Raw genomic sequence first — 20,034 nt, forward strand, 5'->3', positions numbered from 1 at the left:
GCTAGGTCAGAACAAGACAGACACCGCGAGAGGATTTGCCCCATGCTGACCGTGATTTCGCCTGCCAAGCGTCTGGACTGGGCCGAGCGGGACATCGCCATGACCAAACCGCGTTTCGCGGGCGATGCGGTGCATCTGGCGGGTGTGGCGCGGGGGTTGAGCGAGGCGGAGCTGGGCAAGCTGATGGATATCTCGCCCAGCCTGGCCAAGCTGAACGCGGAACGGTTCCGCGATTTCGAGGCGGCGGAGGCGGATGTGCGGCCCGCAGCCCTGGCATTCGCGGGCGACACCTATCAGGGGTTGGAAGCGACGAGCCTCGATCCCGAGGATCTGCGGTTCGCGCAGGAGCGGTTGCGCATCCTGTCGGGGCTTTACGGAATTTTGCGGCCGCTTGATGCGATCCGGCAATATCGGCTGGAGATGGGGAGCCGGTTGCAAAACGACATGGGTCCGAATCTCTATGCCTATTGGGGCGACCGTATCGCGGAGGCCTTGCGGGAGGATGCACGGAGCCTTGGCACCGATGTGCTGATCAATTGCGCCTCGGTCGAGTATTTCACGGCGGCTGACCGCGCGGCGCTGGGCCTGCGGGTGATCACGCCGCAATTCCTGGAAGACAAGCCGGGCGGGCCGAAGATCGTGAGTTTCTACGCCAAGAAGGCGCGGGGCGCGATGGCGCGGTTCATCATCGAGCGGCGGTTGACCGAGCCTGCGAGCATCCTGGAGTTCGATCTGGGCGGCTATGCCCATGCGCCGGAATTGAGCGAGCCGGGCAAGCCCGCTTTCTTGCGGAGCGAGGCGGCGGCACAGAACGCGGCCTAGCCCGCGGTGGGCGCGCCGAGGAAGGCCGTCGAGAGCGTCATCGCGATCAGCACGAAGGTCATGAAGCCGAGCGTCTTGCGTTCGGCGCGATCTTCGTCGGAGCGCAGCCAATGGCTGGCCTGTGTCAGGAAGGAGCCGGGGCCCGGAAGGCCCGCGCCGGTCTGATCCGCTGCGCGGGCGCGCAACAGGAACAGGGTGCGGAACATGAGCCCCGCCCATGCGACGAAAACGAGGCCCTGAAGGACAAGCTGGATGATCTGTCCGGTGCTCATGAATCGTCCTTTCGACGCAACCCGAGGATGCACCATAGCGCGGAGCCGCCGAAGAAGGCAGTCCCGATGATCGCGATTTCCAGCGACGCGATGCCGCCGATGCCGTTGAAGGCATAGGCCCCGATCAGGAGCGCAAGACCGGCAAGGCTGATGGCGAGGCGGAGTTTCACCTCGCCCCGTGTGGGGCCGAATTTGCTCATTTTGGCGGGGTCTCGGGCGTGAGGGTCAGGCCGTCCTGCCCGACGATGAGGCGGCCGGGAAAGATCGGGGCGACGGCGGCCTGCCAGTCGGCTGCGGTGATGGCGGGATCATCGGCGGGGATCAGGTGGTGGAGGACCAGCGTTTTCACCCCGGCGCTGGCGGCGATGCGGGCGGCATCGGCGGCTTCGGTATGGGAGCGGGTGATGTGATCCTTGAGCCGGGAGCCGTTGCCGGTGCGCGCGACCAGCCGGTCGACGCCGCGTTCGAGCATCGCCTCGTGCACCAGGATGTCGGAGCCGCGGGCGAAATCGGCAAGCGGCGGGAAATAGGCGGTGTCGGAGGAAAAGGTGACCGACCAGCCGGGGCTGTCGAAGCGGAGCGCGAAGCAATCGGTCACGGGCGGGTGGTGGACTCGGAAGGCCGCGACGGAGAGGCCGTCGACGGGAAGCGGGCCTTCGGTGAATTCCTGTATTCTGACAAGGTCGCGCAGGTCGGGGCGACCCTCATCCGCGATGCGCAGGTCGATGTCGTAGCGGAGCGAGGCGACAAACCCGTCCCAAAGCGCGGCCGTGCCCGGGGGGCCGAAGACCTGCACCGGATGGGCGAGGCCGGTGGTCCATGCGGTATGCAGGAGCGGGCCCAGTTCCAGCACATGGTCGGAATGGAGATGGGTGAGAAAGACCAGATCGAGGGTCTTGAGGTCGATGCCCGCCTCGACCAGCGCCTTGGACACGCCGAGGCCGCAATCCACGACGCAGGCGCGCCCGCCGATGCAGAGCAGGGAGGCGGTGGGCATCGGGCCGCCGGGGCGGATGGCGGGGCCGCCTTTGGTCCCCAGAAGGACGAGCCGGTCGGGTCGGTCCATGGAATGCGCCCCCTGCGCCGTGTCGGTCATTTCTTGCCGGGTGTGGCGTCGCCCCCGTCGGGGCGCAGCGCTCCGTCGAATTTCTTTTCGAGCGAGGTCCAGCAGTCGATGTAATCGTCCTGAAGCGGGGCCTCGTGCGCGGCGAAGGCGGTGAGGTGCTGGGGAAAGCGGGTTTCGAACATGAAGGACATGGTGTTGTCGAGCTTGTGGGGTTTCAGCTCGGCGTTTGTGGCTTTCTCGAAGGCGTCGCGGTCGGGGCCGTGGGGCAGCATCATGTTGTGCAGCGACAGCCCGCCCGGAACGAAGCCCTGCGGTTTGGCGTCATACTGGCCGTAGATGTTGCCCATCAGCTCGGACATGACGTTCTTGTGGTACCAGGGCGGGCGGAAGGTGTTTTCGGCCACGAGCCAGCGTTCGCGGAACAGGATGAAATCGATGTTGGCCGTGCCCGGCTGGCCCGAGGGGGCGGTGAGCACGGTGAAGATCGACGGGTCGGGGTGGTCGAAGAGGATCGCGCCGACCGGGCAATAGGTGGTCAGGTCGTATTTGCAGGGCGCGTAATTGCCGTGCCATGCCACCACGTCGAGGGGCGATTGGGCGATTTCGGTCCGGTGGAACTGGCCGCACCATTTGACGGTGAGGGTGGAGGGCACCTCGCGGTCCTCGAAGGCGGCGACGGGCGTTTTGAAATCGCGGGGATTGGCCATGCAATTCGCGCCGATGGGGCCACGGCCCGGAAGCTCGAATTTCTGACCGTAATTCTCGCAGACGAAACCGCGGGCGGGGCCGTCGATCAGCTCCACCCGATAGACGAGGCCACGGGGGAGGATGGCGATTTCCTGCGGGGCGAGGTCGATGACGCCCAGTTCGGTGAGGAAGCGCAGGCGGCCCTGTTGGGGGACGACGAGCAATTCGCTGTCGGCGGAATAGAAGTAATCGTCCACCATGGAGGCGGTGACGAGATAGACGTGGGAGGCCATGCCCACCTGCGTGTTCACGTCGCCCGCCGTGGTCATGGTGCGCATGCCGGTGAGCCAAGTGAGGGTTTGAGCGTCTTGATGCGCTACCGCTTCGCTACTTGAGCGCTTCGGCATGGGCACCGGGTCCCAGCGGTATTGGCCGAGGCTGATGACATCGGGGTCGATATGGGGTGCGGTTTTCCAGTAGGGCAGCGCGATCTTTTCGTAGCGGCGCGAGTGTTTCACCGAAGGCCGGATGCGGTAGCACCATGTGCGTTCGGGCCGCGTGGCGGTGAAGGCGGTGCCCGAGAGCTGTTCGCCGTAAAGGCCATAGGCGCATTTCTGGGGCGAGTTCATGCCCTGGGGCAGGGCACCGGGCAGCGCCTCGGTTTCGAAATCATTGCCGAAGCCGGGCATGTAGCCCTGATGCGGGCCGGTCGGTCCCTGGGCCTGCACCATCGGGCGGGGGGTGCTTTGGTCGGTCATGTCGCGCCTCCGTCATCTGGGAGGGACATGGCACAGGAACGTTGCAATTGCAACGTTGGGGGCGAAAATGCGAAACGCCGCGCTTTGGGGGCGCGGCGTTCGGATGTGTCGAGGTTGGACAGGATCAGATCCCGAGGAAGGGCTGCGCGATCCGGGGCAGGAGGCCGTTGAATTTCAACCGCCCATCGGTGGCGATGAGGCAGATGCAATCCTCGCCCGGTTCGGCGACGGGGGTGTGATCGACCTGCTGGTCGGCCACCTCGATATCGCCACGGGCATAGACGCCATCGTCGTCGCGGAAGGCACCCTGAAGCACCAAGGTCATCTCGAGACCGCGGTGGGAATGCTGCGGCATGGCCTGACCGGCGGGGATGCAGATCAGCCGGGCCGTGGCATCGCCGTCGGAATAGACCACCGATTGCCGCGCGCCCAAGCCGATGCTGCGCCATTTCACGGCATCGGCATCGCCGCCGACGATCCGGCGGAGCGGTTCGGGAAAGATGCCGCGCACGGGCGCGGTGCGGCGCGTGGGTTTCATGCCGGCGATACGGGCCATGGTCTGTTCCAGGCTGTCGGCGCCGATGGGCGCCTCGTCCATATCGTCGAGCATGGCGCCGCCGACCGCCTCGTAACCCGCAAGACGCGCGCGGGCGTCATCGCTGAGCGAAACATGGGTCGCGACCACCAGATCGAAGGCCTGCGGCAGCACGCCGGCGGCGTAGCCCATCAGCAGGTCGTCGGGGATATTGTGGCGAATGGTCTGCATTCGTCGCCTTTCTCAGGTCATTGCGTGGCGCAACCTTTCCAGCGCCAACCTAATGCGGGACTTGATCGTGCCAAGGGGCAATCCGGTTTCGGCCGCGATTTCACTGTGAGTGAGGTCGCCGAAATACGCCCTTTCGATCAATTGCCGCTGTTTTTCGGGAAGCGTCCGGATCGCTTCGGCCAGTTTGGTCGTCTCTTGTTGCAGGGCGAGGACATCGGCCTGGTCGGGTGATTCTTCCGGACCCCAGGGCAATTCCTCGGGTTCGGGGCGGGCGTAGCGGCGCAACAGGTCGATCTTGCGGTTGCGTGCGATGGTGAAAATCCACGTCGACACGGCGGCCCGCGAGGGGTCGTAGAGATGCGCCTTGTTCCAGAGCGTGGCCATCACGTCCTGCATGCATTCCTCGGCCAGGGCCTCATCGGCCCCGGATTTCATCAAGAAAGCCTTTACCCGTGGGGCGAAGTGGCGAAACACCTCGGCAAAGGCGGTCTGGTCCTGTGATCGTGCGATGGCGGAGATCTTGTCCGCCCATTGCACGTCGATGGTGTCTTGTGCTGTCACCGCCTCACGCCGCCTTTCGTGCCCAAGCGCCATGGACCGCGCCACGGGGGCGACGGTCGGAGCTTGGGCTGTATGGTCCGCACGGTCGTTCGACAACAGCATATCGTCCTTACGCCGAATGCCCTAGACCGGATCAAAAATAAATTCTTTGATCTGTGCGGGGTTGCGTTTCGTAAGCCTGACAAACGCAAGCTTGGCCAAGCGCCACATCCGCAACCGAAGGAACGACCGACAGATGCCATTCGAACACCCGGCCCAGGCGCCGAAACGCATTGCCGTGATCGGCGCAGGGATTTCCGGCATGGGCGCGGCCTATCACCTGGCCGACAGCCATGCCGTCACCCTGTTCGAGGCCGAGGGCCGTCTGGGCGGCCATGCGCGCACGGTGGTCGCGGGCAAGCGCGGGGATCAGCCGGTGGATACCGGGTTCATCGTGTTCAACAACGTGAACTATCCCCACATGGTCAAGCTGTTCGCGGAACTGGACGTGCCGGTCGCGCTGTCGGACATGAGTTTCGCGGCCTCGATCGGGGGTGGAAAGATCGAATACGGGCTGCGCAGCCTGAACGCGCTTTTCGCGCAGAAATCGAACATGGTGCGGCCCGGATTTTTGCGGATGGTGCGCGACCTGATGCGGTTCAATGCGCAGGCCGAAGAGGTCGCCACCGACAGCACGGTCACGCTGGGCGAGCTGATGGACCAGATGGGCATGGGCCAATGGTTCCGCGACTATTACCTGACGCCGATTTCGGGCGCGATCTGGTCGACGCCCAAGGAAGAGATCATGGAGTTCCCTGCGCAGGCGCTGGTGCGGTTTTTCCGCAACCATCACCTGTTGCAGGCCACGGGCCAGCACCAATGGTACACGGTCCGGGGCGGGTCCATCGAATATGTCTGCCGGCTGGAGCGCGCGATGCGGGCCAAGGGCGTGGATATCCGGCTGGCCAGCCCCATCACGGCGGTCAAGCGCGGGCAAGGCGGTGTCGAGATCCTGCATGGCGGCGATTGGGAGGGGTTCGACGAGGTGGTTTTCGCCACCCATTCGGATGACAGCCTGCGGATGCTGGCCGACCCGACCCCGCAGGAAAGCGCCGCGCTGGGGGCTGTGCGGTATCAGCCCAACACCGCCGTGCTGCATGCCGATGCGCGCGCCATGCCCAAGCGGCGGGTGACGTGGTCGTCGTGGAACTATACCGAGCGCGAGGGCCACGAGGGCGGGCCCATCGATCTGACCTATTGGATGAATTGCCTGCAGCCGATCCCCGAAAGCGATCCCTTGTTCGTGACGCTGAACAGCCGCGCGCCCATCGACGACAAGTTGATCTATGACACGGCGGAATTCCGGCATCCGGTCTATGACCTTGCCGCATTGGCCGCGCAGGGTACGGTCCGCGCGATGAACGGCCAGAACAACACCTGGTTCTGCGGGGCATGGATGAAGAACGGCTTCCACGAGGACGGATATTCCAGCGCCATCGACGTGGTGAACGCGATGGCGGCGCGCGACGGGGCGGCTGTCGCCGCATGAGCGCGGTCGAGCATATCGCGGGCTCGACCTTTCACGGGCGGCGGGGTGCGGTGGAGAATGCCTTCACCTATTCCATCGATTACGTGCTGCTGGATGCCGAAGAGGCGCGGCCAAGCGCGCCCTGGCTGTTCGGGCGCAACCGCGCAGGCCTGACCGCGCTGCATGACGCCGATCATGGCGGGCCGCCCAAGGCGGGGCGCGGCGCGCCATGGGCGCGGGAGGTGTTGGCCGCGCATGGGCTGGCGGATGTCACGGGTGGCAAGCTGATGCTGCTCGCGCAGCCAAGGATGCTGGGCCATGTGTTCAACCCGGTGTCCTTTTGGCTGGCGCATGATGCGGCGGGGGCGATGCGGGCGGTGATCGCGGAGGTGACGAACACGTTCGGCGACCGGCATTCCTATCTCTGCGCGAGGGAGGATCGGGCGCCGATCACCCGCGAGGATGTGTTGAGCGCGCAGAAGATCATGCATGTCTCGCCTTTTCAGCCGATCGCGGGGGGCTACACGTTCCGTTTCGACATCCGGGAGGATCGGGTGGGGATCTGGATCGATTATGCCACCGGGAACGAGGGCGTTCTGGCGACGCTGACGGGTCGGCGCGCGGCCCTGACCACGTTTGGCATCTTGCGGTCCGCGCTGCGCCGTCCCCTGGGGGCGCGGCGGGTTCTGGCCCTGATCCATTGGCAGGCGCTGAAGCTCTGGTGGAAGGGCGCGCCCTATCGCGTGCGCCCCGAACCGCCCGAGCGCGAAGTGTCCTGAGCATGGCGCCTGCCCCGTCCCGACCGGGTTACGCGGTTTTCGCGGGCATGCTGGCTGCGGCGGGCCTGCCGATCTACATCCACGCGCCCAAGGTCTATGTCGACAGCTATGGCGTGGGCCTGGGTGCGCTGGCGGGCGTGTTGTTCGCGTTGCGGCTGTTCGACGTGGTGCAGGACCCGGCCCTTGGCTGGTTGGCGGAACGGCTGCGGGCCCGGCGCGGGCTGGCGGTGGCGGGGGGTGTCGCGGTTCTGGCGGGATCGATGCTGGGGCTGTTTGCGATAGCGCCGCCCATCGTACCGGTCTGGTGGTTCGCGCTGATGATGACGGGGCTGTTTTCGGCTTTCTCGTTTTTGACGATCTGCATGTATGCCCAAGGGGTCGCGGCGGCCCCGAGATTGGGCGAACAGGGCTATCTGCGGTTGGCGGCATGGCGGGAGACGGGCGCGCTCCTCGGCGTCTGCGCCGCCGCCGTCGCGCCGACGGTTTTGGATGCGACGGGCGATCCCTATGGCAATTTCGCGCTGGGCTTTGCGCTGGTTTGCGCGCTGGCGCTGTGGCTGATGCGCGGGCAATGGCGGGGCGAGGCGGCACTCGCCGGCGGGAGCGGGTTCGCGGTGGTTCTGGCCGATCCGGTGGCGCGGCGGTTGCTGATCGTGGCGCTGATGAACGCGGCCCCGGTCGCGGTCTCGTCCACCTTGTTCCTGTTCTACGTGGAAAGCGTGCTGGAGGCGCCGGGGTGGGAAGGGCCGCTGTTGCTGTTGTTCTTTCTTGCGGCGGCGGGATCTGCACCGGTCTGGACGCGGCTTGCGGCACGGTTCGGGGCAAGGGCGATGCTTTTGGCGGCGATGGCGCTGGCGATTGTGTCCTTTTCGCTCGTCCTGGGATTGGGGGCGGGGAATACGACGCTGTTCGCCCTGATCTGCCTGGCCTCGGGCGCGGCGCTGGGAGCCGATTTCGCGCTCTTGCCCGCGTTGTTTGCGCGGCGGCTGGAGGAGATCGCGCCGGAGGCGGCGGCGGGATTCGGACTGTGGGCTTTCGTGTCCAAGTTGACGCTCGCCTTTGCGGCGGTGGTGCTGTTGCCCGCGCTGGAGGGGGCGGGGTTCGTGTCGGGGGGTGAGAGCCCGCAAGGCGCGCTCGATCTTTTGACATGGCTATATGCGCTGGTGCCCTGTGTCCTGAAACTGGGCGCGATGGCGGTGCTGGCGACCACGGCGCTGCCCGAGGGCGGGCGCGGGACCGGAAAGGAGCGGTGATGCGGGACTGGAACGGGAAGAGATATTGGCTGGTCGGGGCCTCCGAAGGATTGGGCCGGGCGCTGGCGCTCAAGATGAGCCGGGCGGGGGCGGAGTTGATCCTGTCGGCGCGGTCGGGCGAGCGGCTGGAGGCCTTGGCCGCCGAACTGCCGGGGCGGGCGCGGGTCGTGCCGATGGATATCGCCGACCGCGAGAGCGTGAAGGCCGCCCGCGCGGAGGCGGGCGAGATCGACGGCATGATCTTTCTGGCCGGTGTCTATTGGCCGCTGTCGGCCAAGGCCTGGGATGCCGAGGCGGTCGAGACCATGTTCGACGTGAACCTGACCGGGGCGGCGCGGGTTCTGGGCGAGGTGGTGCCGGGTTTCGTCGCGCGCGACCGGGGCCATATTGTGCTGACCGGGAGCCTGTCGGGGTTTCGGGGATTGCCCGGGGCCATCGGCTATGCGGCGTCGAAGGCGGGGCTGTATTCGCTGGCCGAATCGCTGGACGGCGATCTGAAGGACACGGGCGTCGAGGTGCAGCTGGTGAACCCCGGGTTCATCAAGACGCGGCTGACCGACAAGAACGATTTCACCATGCCCTTCATCATGGAGCCCGAGGCGGCGGCGGATGTGTTTTTCGAACACATGACGGCAGGCGGTTTCGCGCGGAGTTTCCCGACGCTTTTCAGCCTCGTGTTCCGGCTGAGCGCCTTTTTGCCCCATGGGCTCTACCGGCGGCTGTTTTTCTGAAACCGCGCGGCTGTTTGCGGCAGATCAAGGACCGGCGCGTGTTTGCCATGTCCCATGGTCGCGACAGGACCGCGAGGAGGAGAGGCGCGATGGATATCCCGGCAAGCATGGTGGCCCAGGTGATCTTGATGGGTCACGAGATCGAACGGGCGGAGGGCGAATTGCGCGCCTTCATCGAGGGCATGACGGAGGATGCGCAAGCCGAACTGGTCGCGCTTTACTGGATCGGGCGGGGCAGTTTCGAGGTCGAGGATTGGGCCGAGGCCGTGGCGACCGCGCGCGCAGAGGCGACGACGCCCACCGCCGATTACCTGCTCGGCAGCCCGCATTTTGCCGATCACCTGGAAGCGGGGGCGGAAGCCATGGGCCTGGATGTGGCCGGCGCGGAAGACGACCTGATGTGAGCCGCCGGGCGTCGGGCGGCGGATATCCGTATTCGGTGAAGATGAGGGGGCCCTTGTGTGGAGGCGTGACCGGGACCCCCAGCCGAGCCGCGCGTGCCACGGGCCGGGCCTGCATATTTGTGGAAAGATGAAGCCGGGGGGCGGTTTCAGTATTCCGTGCGGGCGTGGAGCCGGTCGGGCGTGTCGAGATGGGGCGTGGCGTTGAAGCCCGAGAGGATCTGCGCCTCTGGCAGGACCATCACGCGGTGGATCGAGCAATTGCGGATCGGCACGAGGAGATGGGCCATCCGCGCGATGTCGAGGTCGAGGAGATGGCGCGCCATCATGCCGATCACCCCGCCCGAGGTGACGCAGAGCACCCGGCGACCGGGGCGGGCGGCGATGGTCAGCATCTCGGCCACGCGGGATTCGAAATCGAGATAGCTTTCGTTGCCCTGGATCTCGGCGCGCTGCCAGGCCTTCATCACGTCGGTGATGTGGTGGACGAAGTTTTCGGGCGTGGCGGGGGGCGTGCCGTTTTTCGCGGCATGGGCCTGGGTCAGGTTGAAGTAGTCAAGTTCGTTCAGGCGGGGATCGATTTCGGGCTCTGCGCCCATGTCGCCCATGGCGGCGAGCGTTTCGCGGTGGCGGCGAAGCGAGCCCGTCAGCACCCGGTCGAAGGGCGCGTCATGGCTGCGCAGCCAGTCGCCCAGCCAGCGCGCCTGCTGGTGGCCGAGATCGGAGAGGCGGTCGTAGCCGTCTTCGTCCTGGGCTGCGGAATTTGCCTGTCCGTGGCGGACCAGAACCAATTCGCCCATGTCGCATTCCCCTTGCTGCTCTTGCGGAGGTCATGGGGGATGGGGCGGGCGGGCGCAACCCCGGCTGGACGGGGCGGCATCCGCGTGGTTCAAACGGGGCATGAGCAGAATTCCCGTCGATCCCGCCCGTTTCCTGTCCGATCTTCATGCGCTGCGCCGGTTCGGCGGCGATGCGTCCAGCAAGGGTGTGCGCCGCCGCGCGCTGACCGAGGCCGATATCGCCGCGCGCGATTGGCTGGCGGAACGGATCGAGGAGGCGGGGCTGGAGGCGCGGATCGACCCCTTGGGCAATGTCTTCGGCCTGGCGGAGGGGCGGTCGCTATTGCTGGGGTCGCATTCGGACACGCAGCCCGAGGGCGGGTGGCTGGATGGGGCGTTGGGCGTGATCGCGGCGCTGGAGGTCGCGCGGGCGGCGAAGGAGGCGGGCGGGCCGCCGATTTCGGTCGTGAGTTTCGAGGATGAGGAAGGGCGGTTCGGCGCGCTGACGGGCAGTTCGGTCTGGGCCGGGAAATTGTCGCTGGAGGCGGCGGACCGGTTGGTCGCGACCGATGGGACGGGATTTGCGCAAGCACGGGCGGCTTTGGGCGACAGGGTCGGGGAATTCGTCGATCCCGCGCGCTTCAGCGGGTTTCTGGAGATGCATATCGAGCAAGGCCCGGTGTTGCATGAGGCGGGCGAGGCGATCGGCGTGGTGACGGGGATCGTGGGTCTGCGGCAGGTGCAGGTCACCGTGCGCGGTCAGCAGAACCACGCGGGCACGACGCCGATGGCGCATCGCAAGGATGCCTTTACGTTGGCGGCGAGGATCGCCACGGCGCTGCCCGAGCGGTTCGCCAATATCGTGACGCCGCAATCGGTCTGGACCATCGGGCATATCGTGCTGCATCCCGGCGCGTCCTCGGTCGTGCCGGGGCGGGCGGAATTTTCGCTGCAATGGCGCGATATCGATGCGGACCGGCTGGACCGGATGGAAGCGGCGATCATGGGGCTGTTGGAGGATGTGGCCGCCGAGAGCGGCTGCGAGGTGACGAGCGCGCGGTTGCGCCATGATCTGGCGCCGATGCCGATGGACCCAAGCATGCAGGCGGCGCTGTCGGCGGCGGCGGAGGCGGTCGCGCCGGGGCGGTGGCGGGCCATGCCCTCGGGCGCGTTGCATGATGCGTCGAACCTGGCCGGGTTGATGCCGGTGGGGATGGTCTTTGTCCCGTCGATCGGGGGGATTTCCCACGATTTCGCGGAGGATACGGGCGAGGACGATCTTGTGACCGGGTTGCAGGTTCTGGCGGAGGCTGCGGCGCGGTTGGGGTGAGGCTTCACCCCCAGACCACATCGCCCAGAAAGATGTAGCCTGCGCCGTAGATCGTCTTGATCAGGCGGGGGTTTTTCGGGTCTTCGCCGAGCTTGGTGCGCAGGCGCGAGATGCGGACGTCCATGGCGCGGTCGAAACTGTCACCGGCCGCGCCGCCCAGGCTTTCCTGCATCTGCTGGCGCGAGATCAGGCGCTTGGGCGCTTCGAGGAAGAGGCGCAGCACCTCGCCCTCGGCATGGGAGAAGCTGGTCTCCGTGCCCGAGGCATCGACGAGCAGGTAGCGGTCGAAATGGGCGGTCCAGCCGTTGAAACGGGCGGTGTCGAGGCTTTGGCCTGCGGCCTTGGGGGTGCGCAGGCGCGCGCGGATGCGGGCCACGACCTCGGCCGGGTCGAAGGGTTTGATGATGTAATCGTCGGCGCCAAGCTCGAGCCCGGTCACGCGGTCCTGCACCTGCGCGCGGCCCGAGATGATGATGATCGCGGCCCCCGATTCGAGGGCAAGGCGGTGGACGAGGGCCAGCCCGTCGCGGTCGGGCAGGCCGAGGTCCACGAGGCAGACATCGGGGGTGGAGCGCGCGAGTGCCGCCTCGAAATCGGCGGCGCGGCCATAGGTGGCGGTGCGAAAGCCCGCTTCGGTCAGCGTGTCGGAGAGGAGCGCGCGGATTTGCGGCTCGTCGTCGAGAATGGCGACGAGGGGCTGGGTCATGCCGCGGCCTCCTGAAGGAAAAGGGCCTGAAGCATGGTCTGGTCCACGGGTTTCTGGAGGACGGGCCAACGGATCGCGCCGGTGGCGCGGATCGGGTCGGTGGCGGGCAGCGAGGTCATGAGCGCCAGCCGCAGCGCGGGCGCGCGGGCGGCGATGCGCGACAGGAGATCGACGCCATCGCCCGCGCCGAGGCGGATGTCGGAGAGGACCCAGTCGATGCCGGGGATGTCGCAAAGCGCCAGCGCCTCGTCCGTGGAGGCGGCTTCGATCACCTGATGGCCGAGATCGGTCAGTGCATCGCGGACATCGGCGCGAATCTCGGGCGTATCTTCGACAAGGAGGATGAGGAGGGGGCGGGTTTCGACCTCGGCGGGGCGGAGCGGCAGGCGCAGGGTGACGGCGGCCCCGCCGGTGGACAGGTTTTCGAGGCGGAGCTGGCCGCCCGCCAGTTTCGTCTGGTCATAGACCATGGAGAGGCCGAGGCCCGAGCCGGCATCGCCCTTGGTGGTGAAGAACGGGTCGAGCGCGCGGGCAAGCGCGGCTTCGGAAAAGCCGGGGCCGGTGTCGGTGACAGTGATGTCGAGCCATGTGTCCTGCACGGCGGCAAGGCGGATGGCGATCTGGCCGGGGTGCGGGCCGATGGCATCGCGGGCGTTGAGGACGAGGTTGAGCAACGAATCCTGCAAGCCGCCGGTATCAAGCATCAGCGCGGGCGCGGTCACGTCATTGGCGAGGGTCAGCTCGATCTCGGGCGGGAGCGTGGCGCGGGCGAGCGGCGCGAGGGTGGCGAGGAAATCGGCCAGCCGTGTGGGCGCTTCGCGCGGGTCATGGGGGCCGGTCATGCGGGCGATCTTGTTCAGAAGATCGCCCCCGCGCCGGGCGGCGGCACGGGTCGCGCCGGTCAGTTCGCGCGCGCCATCGGGCAGGGCGAGGCGGTCGAGCCGCCCCTGCAGCCCGAGGATGATCGTCAGGAGATTGGCGAAGTCATGCGCAAGGCCGCTGGTCAGTTGGGCGGCTAATTCGCGTTTGTGGGTCTGGGCCAGCGCCGCCTTGGCCTGCGTTTCCTCGGTCAGGTCGGTGGACAGGAGATAGACGCCGGTGATCGGGTCGCCGGGGGCCGTCTGGTCGGGGGTGAAGGCGGTGCGGATGCGCCGACCGCTGTCGGTTTCGGTGAATTCCAGAACGCTTGCCTCGCCCGCCAGCGCGCGGGTGAGATGCGGGCGGAGCCGCGTGGCGGTCTGTGCGCCGAGCGCCTGTTCGAAGGTGAGACCCACGATATCGCTTTGCCGACCGGGCAGGAGCGAGGAGAGGCGGCGGTTGGTATAGGTATAGACGCCGTCACGGTCGACGCGGGCGATATGGGCGGGCGTCATTTCGGTGGTCAGGCGGGTGCGGGCCTCCATCTCGGTCAATTCGGCCTTGGCCTCTTCGAGCTGGGCGATGGTTGCTTCGAGCGCGCGGTTGGTGGCGGCCAGTTCCTCGGTATAGGTCAGGACCTTTTCGGACAGTTCCTCGGACCTTGCTCGGAGCAATTCCTCTTGGCGCTTGATGGCGGTGATGTCGGTGTAGACGGTGACCCAGCCGCCTTCGGGGAGGGGCGAGCCTTCGACGCTGATCATGCGGCCATTGGCGCGGCGGCGTTCCATGTAATGGGGCTGGAAGGCGCGGGCCTGTTCGACGCGGGTGCGGGTGAAGCTGTCGATATCGTCGATATCCCCGTATTCGCCGGTTTCCACGAGGTAGCGGATCGTATCCTCGAAGGGCGCGCCGGGGGTGACGAGGCGTTCGGGCAGGCCGAACATGGTCTGGAAGGGGCGGTTGCAGACGGCAAGGCGCAGATCGGCGTCATAGATCGAGAGCGCCTGCTGGATCAGGTTCAACCCAGCGCGCGTCAGGTGATCGGTGCCTGTGCGTGGCGGCATCCTTGGCATTCCTCCCCCCATCATGGCTGACCGGGCCGGGGCGATCCGTCAAGCGGGGCCGGGCCGTTGTTACAATTCGAAAGATTTGCGCAAAACTGGGGCAAAACTTGACCGACTTCCATGATGTGTCATCGTGACGTGGTGCAGCCCTGCCTGCGCATGGTGGACGCCGGGAAGAGGAGCCCGGCGAGGGGAGGATTGGTTTTGGCTCAGACAGACGCACCCACGGGTGTTCCCGATTCCGTGCCCGCGCTTTTGGCGCGGAACGTGGCACAATTCGGTTCCAAGCCCGCCTATCGGGAAAAGGAATTCGGCATCTGGCAAAGCTGGACCTGGGCCGAGGCCGCCGAGGAGATCGAGGCCATCGCGCTGGGCCTGTTGGTGCTGGGGGTGAACCGGGGCGACCATGTCGCCATCATCGGTCGCAACCGGCCCGCGCTTTATTGGTCGATGGTCGCGGCGCAAAAGGTGGGGGCGGTTCCCGTGCCGCTCTACCAGGACGCGGTGGCCGAAGAGATGGCCTATGTGCTGGAGCATTGTTTCGCGCGGTTCGTGATCTGCGGCGACCAGGAACAGGTCGACAAGGTGCTGGAGGTGCAGGAGCGCGTGCCCCAGATCGAGCACATCATCTACCAGGATGCGCGGGGGCTGAGGAAATACGACCATTCCAAGCTGCATTCGCTGGCCAGCGTTCAGGCCGAGGGGCGGGCGGCGCAGGAGCGGCTTGGGCAGGAGCTGGCGACGCGCGAGGCGGAGCTGGATTTCAACTCGACCTGCGTGATGCTGTATACGAGCGGCACGACCGGCAAGCCCAAGGGCGTCGTCCTGTCCAACCGCAACATCATCATGACCGCCAAGGCGTCGAGCGAATTCGACGGGCTGCGCGCGGATGACGAGGTTCTGGCCTATCTGCCGATGGCCTGGGTGGGCGATTTCATCTTTTCCATCGGTCAGGCCTATTGGGCGGGGTTCTGCGTGAACTGCCCGGAATCGGCGGAAACGATGATGACCGATCTGCGCGAGATCGGGCCGACCTATTTCTTTGCGCCGCCGCGCGTGTTCGAGACACTGCTGACGCAGGTGATGATCCGGATGGAGGATGCGGGCGCGTTCAAGCGCAAGATGTTCCACCATTTCCTGGAACACGCGAAGACCGTGGGTCCGCAATTGCTGGACGGCAAGCCCGTGGGCATGGCCGACCGGCTGAAATACGCCTTGGGCAACCTGCTGGTGATCGGGCCCTTGAAGAACACGCTGGGGCTGACGCGCATCCGGGTGGGGTATACGGCGGGTGAGGCGATCGGGCCCGAGATCTTCGATTTCTACCGGGCGCTGGGGATCAACCTCAAGCAGCTTTACGGGCAGACGGAGGCGAGCGTCTTCATCACCCAGCAACCCGATCACGAAGTGCGGCCCGATACGGTCGGCGTCCCCTCGCCCGGGGTGGAGCTGCGCATCGCGGAAAATGGCGAGGTCTATTACCGGAGCCCCGGGGTTTTCGTGGAATATTACAAGAACCCTGAAAGCACGGCCTCGACCAAGGATCCGGATGGGTGGGTCGCCACGGGCGATGCCGGCTTCATCGAGGAAGGCACGGGGCATCTGCGGATCATCGACCGGGCCAAGGATGTGGGCAAGATGGCCGATGGCAGCCTGTTCGCGCCCAAATACGTCGAGAACAAGCTGAAATTCTTTCCCAACATCCTTGAGGCTGTGGTGTTCGGGAATGGAAGGGATTTCTGCACCGCCTTCATCAACATCGACCTGACGGCGGTGGGCAACTGGGCCGAGCGCAACAACATCGCCTATGGGTCCTACCAGGAATTGGCGGGGCACGAGCGGGTTCTGGGCATGATCCAGGGCCATGTCGAAGAGGTGAACCGCAGCCTTGCCGATGACGCGATGCTGTCGGGTTGCCAGGTGCATCGCTTCCTTGTGCTGCACAAGGAGCTGGACGCCGATGATGGCGAGCTGACCCGCACCCGCAAGGTGCGCCGCCGGATCATCGAGGAGAAATTCGCCGATCTGATCGACGCGCTCTATGCGGGCAAGGCCCAGCAATACACCGAGACGGAAGTGACCTACGAGGACGGACGCAAGGGCAAGATCAGCGCAACGCTGGAATTGCGCGACGCGATGGTCGTGGGGGCCGGGCCCGAGACGCGGGTGGCGGCGGAATGAGCGGGGGCGCGCAGGGGGGCATGGCGATGCACGATGCGGCACAGGATGTGACCGTCACCGCCGATGGGCGCACCATCGGGGGCGTGGTGATGGAGATGCGCAACATCACGCTGCGATTCGGCGGCGTGGTGGCGATCAAGGACATCAGTTTCGACATCCGCGAGGGCGAGATCCGGGCGATCATCGGGCCCAATGGCGCGGGCAAGTCGTCGATGCTCAACGTCATCTCGGGGTTCTACCACCCGCAGGAGGGCGAGGTGATCTATCGCGGGTCCAAGCGCCCGCCGATGAAACCCTTTCAGGTGGCCCGCCAGGGCATCGCCCGTACGTTCCAGAACATCGCGCTTTTCGAGGGGATGACGGTTCTGGACAACGTGATGACCGGCCGTCTGAACCACATGAAGGCCAGTATCCTCGACCAGGCGATCTGGTGGGGCAAGGCGCAGCGCGAAGAGGTGGAGAACCGCCGCAAGGCCGAGGAGGTCATCGATTTCCTCGAGATCCAGAACATCCGCAAGACGCCCGTGGGCCGCCTGCCCTATGGTCTGAAGAAGCGGGTGGAGCTGGCGCGCGCGCTGGTGGCGGAACCCAAGATCCTGCTTCTCGACGAACCCATGGCGGGGATGAACGTCGAGGAGAAGGAGGACATGAGCCGCTTCATCCTGGATGTGAACGACGAATTCGGGACCACCATCGTGCTGATCGAGCATGACATGGGCGTGGTCATGGACCTGTCGGACCGCGTGGTCGTGATGGATTACGGCAAGAAGATCGGGGACGGTACGCCCGACGAGGTGCGCCGCAACCAGGAGGTCATCGACGCCTACCTGGGGGTGTCCCATGACTGACCCCCGCCCGATCCGCCCCGTCGCATACAAGGGAGGCCGCGATGCCTGACCAGTTGATCTTTGCCATGGAGGTCATGCTCAACGGCCTTCTGAACGGGGTGATGTATGCGCTGGTGGCGCTGGGCTTCGTCCTGATCTTCAAGGCGAGCGGAATCTTCAACTACGCGCAGGGGGTCATGGCGCTGTTTGCCGCCATGACGCTTGTGGGCATCCAGCAGGGCCGCGTGCCGTTCGGCCATCTGATCAACGAGATCTTCGGCACCGACATCCATTATTTCGGCTGGACCGTTCCGGCCTTTGCGGCCATCGCGCTGACGGTTCTGGTGATGGTCGTCTTTGCCTGGCTGGTGCAGCGCTTCGTGTTCAAGCACCTGGTCGGGCAGGAACCCATCATCCTGTTCATGGCGACCATCGGCCTGGCCTATTTCCTGGAAGGTGTGTCGGACCTGATGTGGGGCTCGGAAATCCGCAACATGGATGTGGGCCTGCCGCAGGGGATCAACGACTGGATCGACAGCACGACCTTTGACATCTTTGGCTACGGGTTCTTCATCGACAATCTCGACATCTCGGCGGCCATCGTGGCGGGGCTGTTGGTGGCGGGGCTGATCGCTTTCGCGCAATACACCAAGCAGGGCCGCGCGATGCGGGCGGTGGCCGATGACCACCAGGCCGCGCTGAGTGTCGGCATCAAGCTCAACTATGTCTGGGTTCTGGTCTGGTCGCTGGCGGGGATCGTGGCACTGGTGGCGGGGATCATGTGGGGCTCGAAGCTGGGCGTGCAGTTCAGCCTGTCGCTGATCGCGCTCAAGGCGCTGCCGGTGCTGATGCTGGGCGGTTTCACCTCGATCCCCGGGGCGATCATCGGGGGGCTGATCATCGGGGTGGGCGAGGCGCTGTTCGAGTTTTCGATCGGTCCGATGATCGGTGGCGCGACCGAGAACTGGTTCGCCTATGTGCTGGCGCTCGTTTTCCTCGTGTTCCGGCCGCAGGGCCTGTTCGGCGAGAAGATCATCGAGAGGGTGTGAGCCGGATCATGTGGTTGACGGCGAAAATAGATGCTGACGCGCGGCCCGCTTCGCGGCAAGCTGGTGGCGCGCCGGAGGTCGGACGGGGAGGTTCGGCCACGCGCGCCCTTGGGAGGACAGATGGCGATGGCATTGGACGAGTTGCAAAAGCCCAACATCGGCACGCCGGATTACGCGCGGGGCGCGGTGTCGACCGGGCGCAAGCTTTGGGCGGTCCTGACGACGGTGGGGTTCGGCCTGTTCTGGGTCGCGGGCTTGTTCCTGGCGGCCAGCGTGATCGGCGGGCAGCCGATAGCCTGGGGCATGGTGGTGCTGTGCGGCCTGGGATTGGCCGTGGGCATCTACGGGCGGCGCCGGGTCGAATTCGGCTGAGGCCGCAGGCCACCAACATATCGGACAAGCAGGCAGGCATTAAGCGCCGGGGCGGGATGCCCTGTCGTGGGCGTCATGCTGCGCAAGGGAAGGGGAGCGGCGATGTTCTATCGTGAGGCCGGCGATTTCAAGACGAGCTACACCGCGGACAACCAGACCTTTCCGATCCGGTTCGACCGCTACCGCTATTACATCGTGCTGGCCATCGGTGCGGGGATCATCCCCTTTGTCATCACCGATTACTGGGCGAGCGCCATCCTGATCCCCTTTGTCATCTATGCCATCGCGGCCATCGGGCTGAACATCCTGACGGGCTATTGCGGGCAGGTGTCCTTGGGCACGGGCGGGTTCATGGCGGTGGGGGCCTATACCTCCTACAAGCTGATGACGGCCTTTCCGGGGCTCGACATGATCACGATCACGCTTTTGTCGGGGGCGATGACGGCGATGGTGGGGCTGGCCTTCGGCCTGCCGTCGCTCAGGATCAAGGGGTTCTACCTGGCCGTTGCGACGCTGGCGGCGCAGTTCTTTCTGGTCTGGGTCTTCAACAAGGTGCCGTGGTTCTACAATTATTCCGCCTCGGGCCAGATCAACGCGCCCGAGCGGTTGATCCTGGGCCAGGCGGTCACGGGACCCAATGCCGAGGCCTGGGCGAAATACCTGTTCTGCCTTTTGTTCCTGTTCGTGCTGGCCTGGGTTGCGCGCAACCTGACGCGGGGCGCGATGGGGCGGCAGTGGATGGCGATCCGGGACATGGACATCGCCGCAGAGATCATCGGGGTGAACCCGCTCAAGGCGAAACTGTCGGCTTTCGCGGTCTCGTCCTTTTACGTGGGCATCTCGGGGGCGCTGTTGTTCACCGTCTACCTGGGCGCGGTCGAGGTGGGCGAGGCCTATGGCATCCAGAAATCCTTTCTCGTGCTGTTCATGATCATCATCGGCGGCCTTGGATCGATCTTTGGCAGTTTCGCGGGCGCGGCGTTCATGGTGCTTTTGCCGGTCGCGCTGAAGGTTCTGCTTGTCGACACGATGGGCTGGGATACGGCGCTGGCCACCCATTTCCAGTTCGTGATCGTGGGCTTTTTGATCATGTTCTTCCTGATCGTCGAGCCGCATGGATTGGCGCGGCTTTGGGCGCTGATGAAGGAGAAGCTGAGATTGTGGCCCTTCCCGCATTGAGCGGGAGGCGCGGGCGACGCTTGCCCGCCACAGGATGCGGCCCGCGCGGGGAGGCGGGGGCTGCCAAGCGAGAAACCCGGCATCGA

At 65.8% G+C, this 20,034-nt stretch carries 21 protein-coding genes; 12 read left to right on the forward strand and 9 right to left on the reverse strand.

All coding sequences use genetic code 11. From position 1 onward, the window contains the following. The first annotated feature begins 42 nt into the window (after positions 1–42). Entirely contained in the window at positions 43–822 is a 780-nt protein-coding gene (gene yaaA / locus AABA51_RS00125) for a peroxide stress protein YaaA (protein ID WP_338273333.1), read from the forward strand. Here yaaA and AABA51_RS00130 read toward each other — a convergent pair. From AABA51_RS00130 to AABA51_RS00155, 6 genes are all read right to left on the reverse strand, one after another. Next, the gene (locus AABA51_RS00130; RefSeq protein WP_338273334.1) at positions 819–1,094 is read right to left on the reverse strand and encodes a hypothetical protein; all 276 of its coding nucleotides are present in this window, start codon (positions 1,092–1,094) and stop codon (positions 819–821) included. The genes yaaA and AABA51_RS00130 overlap by 4 nt on opposite strands. After that, positions 1,091–1,294, reverse strand: coding sequence for a hypothetical protein (locus AABA51_RS00135; RefSeq protein ID WP_338273335.1), 204 nt, complete (start codon positions 1,292–1,294; stop codon positions 1,091–1,093). The genes AABA51_RS00130 and AABA51_RS00135 overlap by 4 nt, the downstream gene beginning before the upstream one ends. Continuing rightward, positions 1,291–2,160 carry an MBL fold metallo-hydrolase gene (locus AABA51_RS00140; RefSeq protein ID WP_338273336.1) on the reverse strand — a complete coding sequence of 290 codons (870 nt, stop codon included), beginning with the start codon at positions 2,158–2,160 and terminating at the stop codon, positions 1,291–1,293. The genes AABA51_RS00135 and AABA51_RS00140 overlap by 4 nt, the downstream gene beginning before the upstream one ends. A gap of 26 nt (positions 2,161–2,186) precedes the next feature. After that, the gene (hmgA, locus tag AABA51_RS00145) at positions 2,187–3,605 is read right to left on the reverse strand and encodes a homogentisate 1,2-dioxygenase (RefSeq protein ID WP_425328826.1); all 1,419 of its coding nucleotides are present in this window, start codon (positions 3,603–3,605) and stop codon (positions 2,187–2,189) included. A 124-nt stretch (positions 3,606–3,729) separates the two neighbouring features. Beyond that, positions 3,730–4,371, reverse strand: coding sequence for a ChrR family anti-sigma-E factor (locus AABA51_RS00150; protein WP_338273337.1), 642 nt, complete (start codon positions 4,369–4,371; stop codon positions 3,730–3,732). 12 nt (positions 4,372–4,383) lie between these two features. Further along, a complete protein-coding gene (locus AABA51_RS00155; RefSeq protein WP_338273338.1) occupies positions 4,384–5,034 on the reverse strand; it encodes a sigma-70 family RNA polymerase sigma factor in 651 nt (216 codons plus the stop codon). Between the two features lie 133 nt (positions 5,035–5,167). Here AABA51_RS00155 and AABA51_RS00160 point away from each other — a divergent pair, with 133 nt between their 5' ends. The 5 genes from AABA51_RS00160 (at position 5,168) to AABA51_RS00180 (ending at position 9,606) form a co-directional block, all read left to right on the forward strand. Further along, positions 5,168–6,460 carry an NAD(P)/FAD-dependent oxidoreductase gene (locus tag AABA51_RS00160; protein WP_338273339.1) on the forward strand — a complete coding sequence of 431 codons (1,293 nt, stop codon included), beginning with the start codon at positions 5,168–5,170 and terminating at the stop codon, positions 6,458–6,460. After that, positions 6,457–7,218: a DUF1365 domain-containing protein gene (locus AABA51_RS00165; protein WP_338273340.1), complete on the forward strand. Its 762-nt coding sequence runs from the start codon at positions 6,457–6,459 to the stop codon at positions 7,216–7,218. Before AABA51_RS00160 ends, AABA51_RS00165 begins: the two co-directional genes overlap by 4 nt. Positions 7,219–7,220: 2 nt before the next feature. After that, entirely contained in the window at positions 7,221–8,471 is a 1,251-nt protein-coding gene (locus AABA51_RS00170; protein ID WP_338273341.1) for an MFS transporter, read from the forward strand. Beyond that, positions 8,471–9,202, forward strand: a complete 732-nt coding sequence (locus AABA51_RS00175) for an SDR family NAD(P)-dependent oxidoreductase (RefSeq protein WP_338273342.1) — start codon at positions 8,471–8,473, stop codon at positions 9,200–9,202. The genes AABA51_RS00170 and AABA51_RS00175 overlap by 1 nt, the downstream gene beginning before the upstream one ends. An 89-nt stretch (positions 9,203–9,291) precedes the next feature. Further along, entirely contained in the window at positions 9,292–9,606 is a 315-nt protein-coding gene (locus tag AABA51_RS00180) for a DUF3775 domain-containing protein (protein ID WP_338273343.1), read from the forward strand. Positions 9,607–9,752: 146 nt separating this feature from the next. Here AABA51_RS00180 and AABA51_RS00185 read toward each other — a convergent pair whose 3' ends face one another. Beyond that, positions 9,753–10,403: a histidine phosphatase family protein gene (locus tag AABA51_RS00185; RefSeq protein ID WP_338273344.1), complete on the reverse strand. Its 651-nt coding sequence runs from the start codon at positions 10,401–10,403 to the stop codon at positions 9,753–9,755. A 100-nt stretch (positions 10,404–10,503) separates the two neighbouring features. On the opposite strand from AABA51_RS00185, the gene AABA51_RS00190 reads away from it, so the two are divergent. After that, on the forward strand, positions 10,504–11,712 hold the full coding sequence (locus tag AABA51_RS00190; protein ID WP_338273345.1) for a hydantoinase/carbamoylase family amidase: 1,209 nt from the start codon (positions 10,504–10,506) through the stop codon (positions 11,710–11,712). Positions 11,713–11,716: 4 nt separating this feature from the next. Here AABA51_RS00190 and AABA51_RS00195 read toward each other — a convergent pair whose 3' ends face one another. Together AABA51_RS00195 and AABA51_RS00200 are read right to left on the reverse strand one after the other, a co-directional pair. Continuing rightward, positions 11,717–12,418 (reverse strand): response regulator transcription factor, encoded by a 702-nt coding sequence (locus AABA51_RS00195; RefSeq protein ID WP_338273346.1) that lies wholly within the window; start codon positions 12,416–12,418, stop codon positions 11,717–11,719. After that, a complete protein-coding gene (locus AABA51_RS00200) occupies positions 12,415–14,340 on the reverse strand; it encodes a PAS-domain containing protein (protein ID WP_338273347.1) in 1,926 nt (641 codons plus the stop codon). The genes AABA51_RS00195 and AABA51_RS00200 overlap by 4 nt, the downstream gene beginning before the upstream one ends. Before the next feature lie 159 nt (positions 14,341–14,499). Here AABA51_RS00200 and AABA51_RS00205 point away from each other — a divergent pair, with 159 nt between their 5' ends. The 5 genes from AABA51_RS00205 (at position 14,500) to AABA51_RS00225 (ending at position 19,948) form a co-directional block, all read left to right on the forward strand. Beyond that, on the forward strand, positions 14,500–16,521 hold the full coding sequence (locus tag AABA51_RS00205) for an AMP-binding protein (protein WP_425328850.1): 2,022 nt from the start codon (positions 14,500–14,502) through the stop codon (positions 16,519–16,521). 26 nt (positions 16,522–16,547) lie between these two features. Next, positions 16,548–17,369: an ABC transporter ATP-binding protein gene (locus AABA51_RS00210; RefSeq protein ID WP_338276671.1), complete on the forward strand. Its 822-nt coding sequence runs from the start codon at positions 16,548–16,550 to the stop codon at positions 17,367–17,369. Between the two features lie 41 nt (positions 17,370–17,410). After that, complete coding sequence (locus tag AABA51_RS00215) at positions 17,411–18,397, forward strand: branched-chain amino acid ABC transporter permease (protein ID WP_338273349.1); 987 nt, start codon at positions 17,411–17,413, stop codon at positions 18,395–18,397. A 120-nt stretch (positions 18,398–18,517) separates the two neighbouring features. Continuing rightward, positions 18,518–18,769: a hypothetical protein gene (locus tag AABA51_RS00220; RefSeq protein ID WP_338273350.1), complete on the forward strand. Its 252-nt coding sequence runs from the start codon at positions 18,518–18,520 to the stop codon at positions 18,767–18,769. A 102-nt stretch (positions 18,770–18,871) separates the two neighbouring features. Then, positions 18,872–19,948, forward strand: coding sequence for a branched-chain amino acid ABC transporter permease (locus tag AABA51_RS00225; protein WP_338273351.1), 1,077 nt, complete (start codon positions 18,872–18,874; stop codon positions 19,946–19,948). Positions 19,949–20,034: the final 86 nt, after the last annotated feature.

Source organism: Roseicyclus marinus (assembly GCF_036322625.1).
Taxonomy (GTDB): Bacteria; Pseudomonadota; Alphaproteobacteria; order Rhodobacterales; family Rhodobacteraceae; genus Roseicyclus; species Roseicyclus marinus_A.

Coding starts and splice junctions, on each gene's coding strand:
- AABA51_RS00215 (WP_338273349.1), top strand. CDS start 17,411: ATGCCTGACCAGTTGATCTTTGCCATGGAGGTCATGCTCAACGGCCTT.
- AABA51_RS00205 (WP_425328850.1), top strand. CDS start 14,500: ATGGTGGACGCCGGGAAGAGGAGCCCGGCGAGGGGAGGATTGGTTTTG.
- AABA51_RS00190 (WP_338273345.1), top strand. CDS start 10,504: ATGAGCAGAATTCCCGTCGATCCCGCCCGTTTCCTGTCCGATCTTCAT.
- AABA51_RS00130 (WP_338273334.1), bottom strand. CDS start 1,094: ATGAGCACCGGACAGATCATCCAGCTTGTCCTTCAGGGCCTCGTTTTC.
- AABA51_RS00225 (WP_338273351.1), top strand. CDS start 18,872: ATGTTCTATCGTGAGGCCGGCGATTTCAAGACGAGCTACACCGCGGAC.
- AABA51_RS00150 (WP_338273337.1), bottom strand. CDS start 4,371: ATGCAGACCATTCGCCACAATATCCCCGACGACCTGCTGATGGGCTAC.
- AABA51_RS00155 (WP_338273338.1), bottom strand. CDS start 5,034: ATGCTGTTGTCGAACGACCGTGCGGACCATACAGCCCAAGCTCCGACC.
- AABA51_RS00140 (WP_338273336.1), bottom strand. CDS start 2,160: ATGGACCGACCCGACCGGCTCGTCCTTCTGGGGACCAAAGGCGGCCCC.
- AABA51_RS00135 (WP_338273335.1), bottom strand. CDS start 1,294: ATGAGCAAATTCGGCCCCACACGGGGCGAGGTGAAACTCCGCCTCGCC.
- AABA51_RS00165 (WP_338273340.1), top strand. CDS start 6,457: ATGAGCGCGGTCGAGCATATCGCGGGCTCGACCTTTCACGGGCGGCGG.
- AABA51_RS00160 (WP_338273339.1), top strand. CDS start 5,168: ATGCCATTCGAACACCCGGCCCAGGCGCCGAAACGCATTGCCGTGATC.
- AABA51_RS00185 (WP_338273344.1), bottom strand. CDS start 10,403: ATGGGCGAATTGGTTCTGGTCCGCCACGGACAGGCAAATTCCGCAGCC.
- AABA51_RS00200 (WP_338273347.1), bottom strand. CDS start 14,340: ATGCCGCCACGCACAGGCACCGATCACCTGACGCGCGCTGGGTTGAAC.
- AABA51_RS00195 (WP_338273346.1), bottom strand. CDS start 12,418: ATGACCCAGCCCCTCGTCGCCATTCTCGACGACGAGCCGCAAATCCGC.
- AABA51_RS00170 (WP_338273341.1), top strand. CDS start 7,221: ATGGCGCCTGCCCCGTCCCGACCGGGTTACGCGGTTTTCGCGGGCATG.
- AABA51_RS00180 (WP_338273343.1), top strand. CDS start 9,292: ATGGATATCCCGGCAAGCATGGTGGCCCAGGTGATCTTGATGGGTCAC.
- AABA51_RS00220 (WP_338273350.1), top strand. CDS start 18,518: ATGGCGATGGCATTGGACGAGTTGCAAAAGCCCAACATCGGCACGCCG.
- AABA51_RS00210 (WP_338276671.1), top strand. CDS start 16,548: ATGCACGATGCGGCACAGGATGTGACCGTCACCGCCGATGGGCGCACC.
- yaaA (WP_338273333.1), top strand. CDS start 43: ATGCTGACCGTGATTTCGCCTGCCAAGCGTCTGGACTGGGCCGAGCGG.
- AABA51_RS00175 (WP_338273342.1), top strand. CDS start 8,471: ATGCGGGACTGGAACGGGAAGAGATATTGGCTGGTCGGGGCCTCCGAA.
- hmgA (WP_425328826.1), bottom strand. CDS start 3,605: ATGACCGACCAAAGCACCCCCCGCCCGATGGTGCAGGCCCAGGGACCG.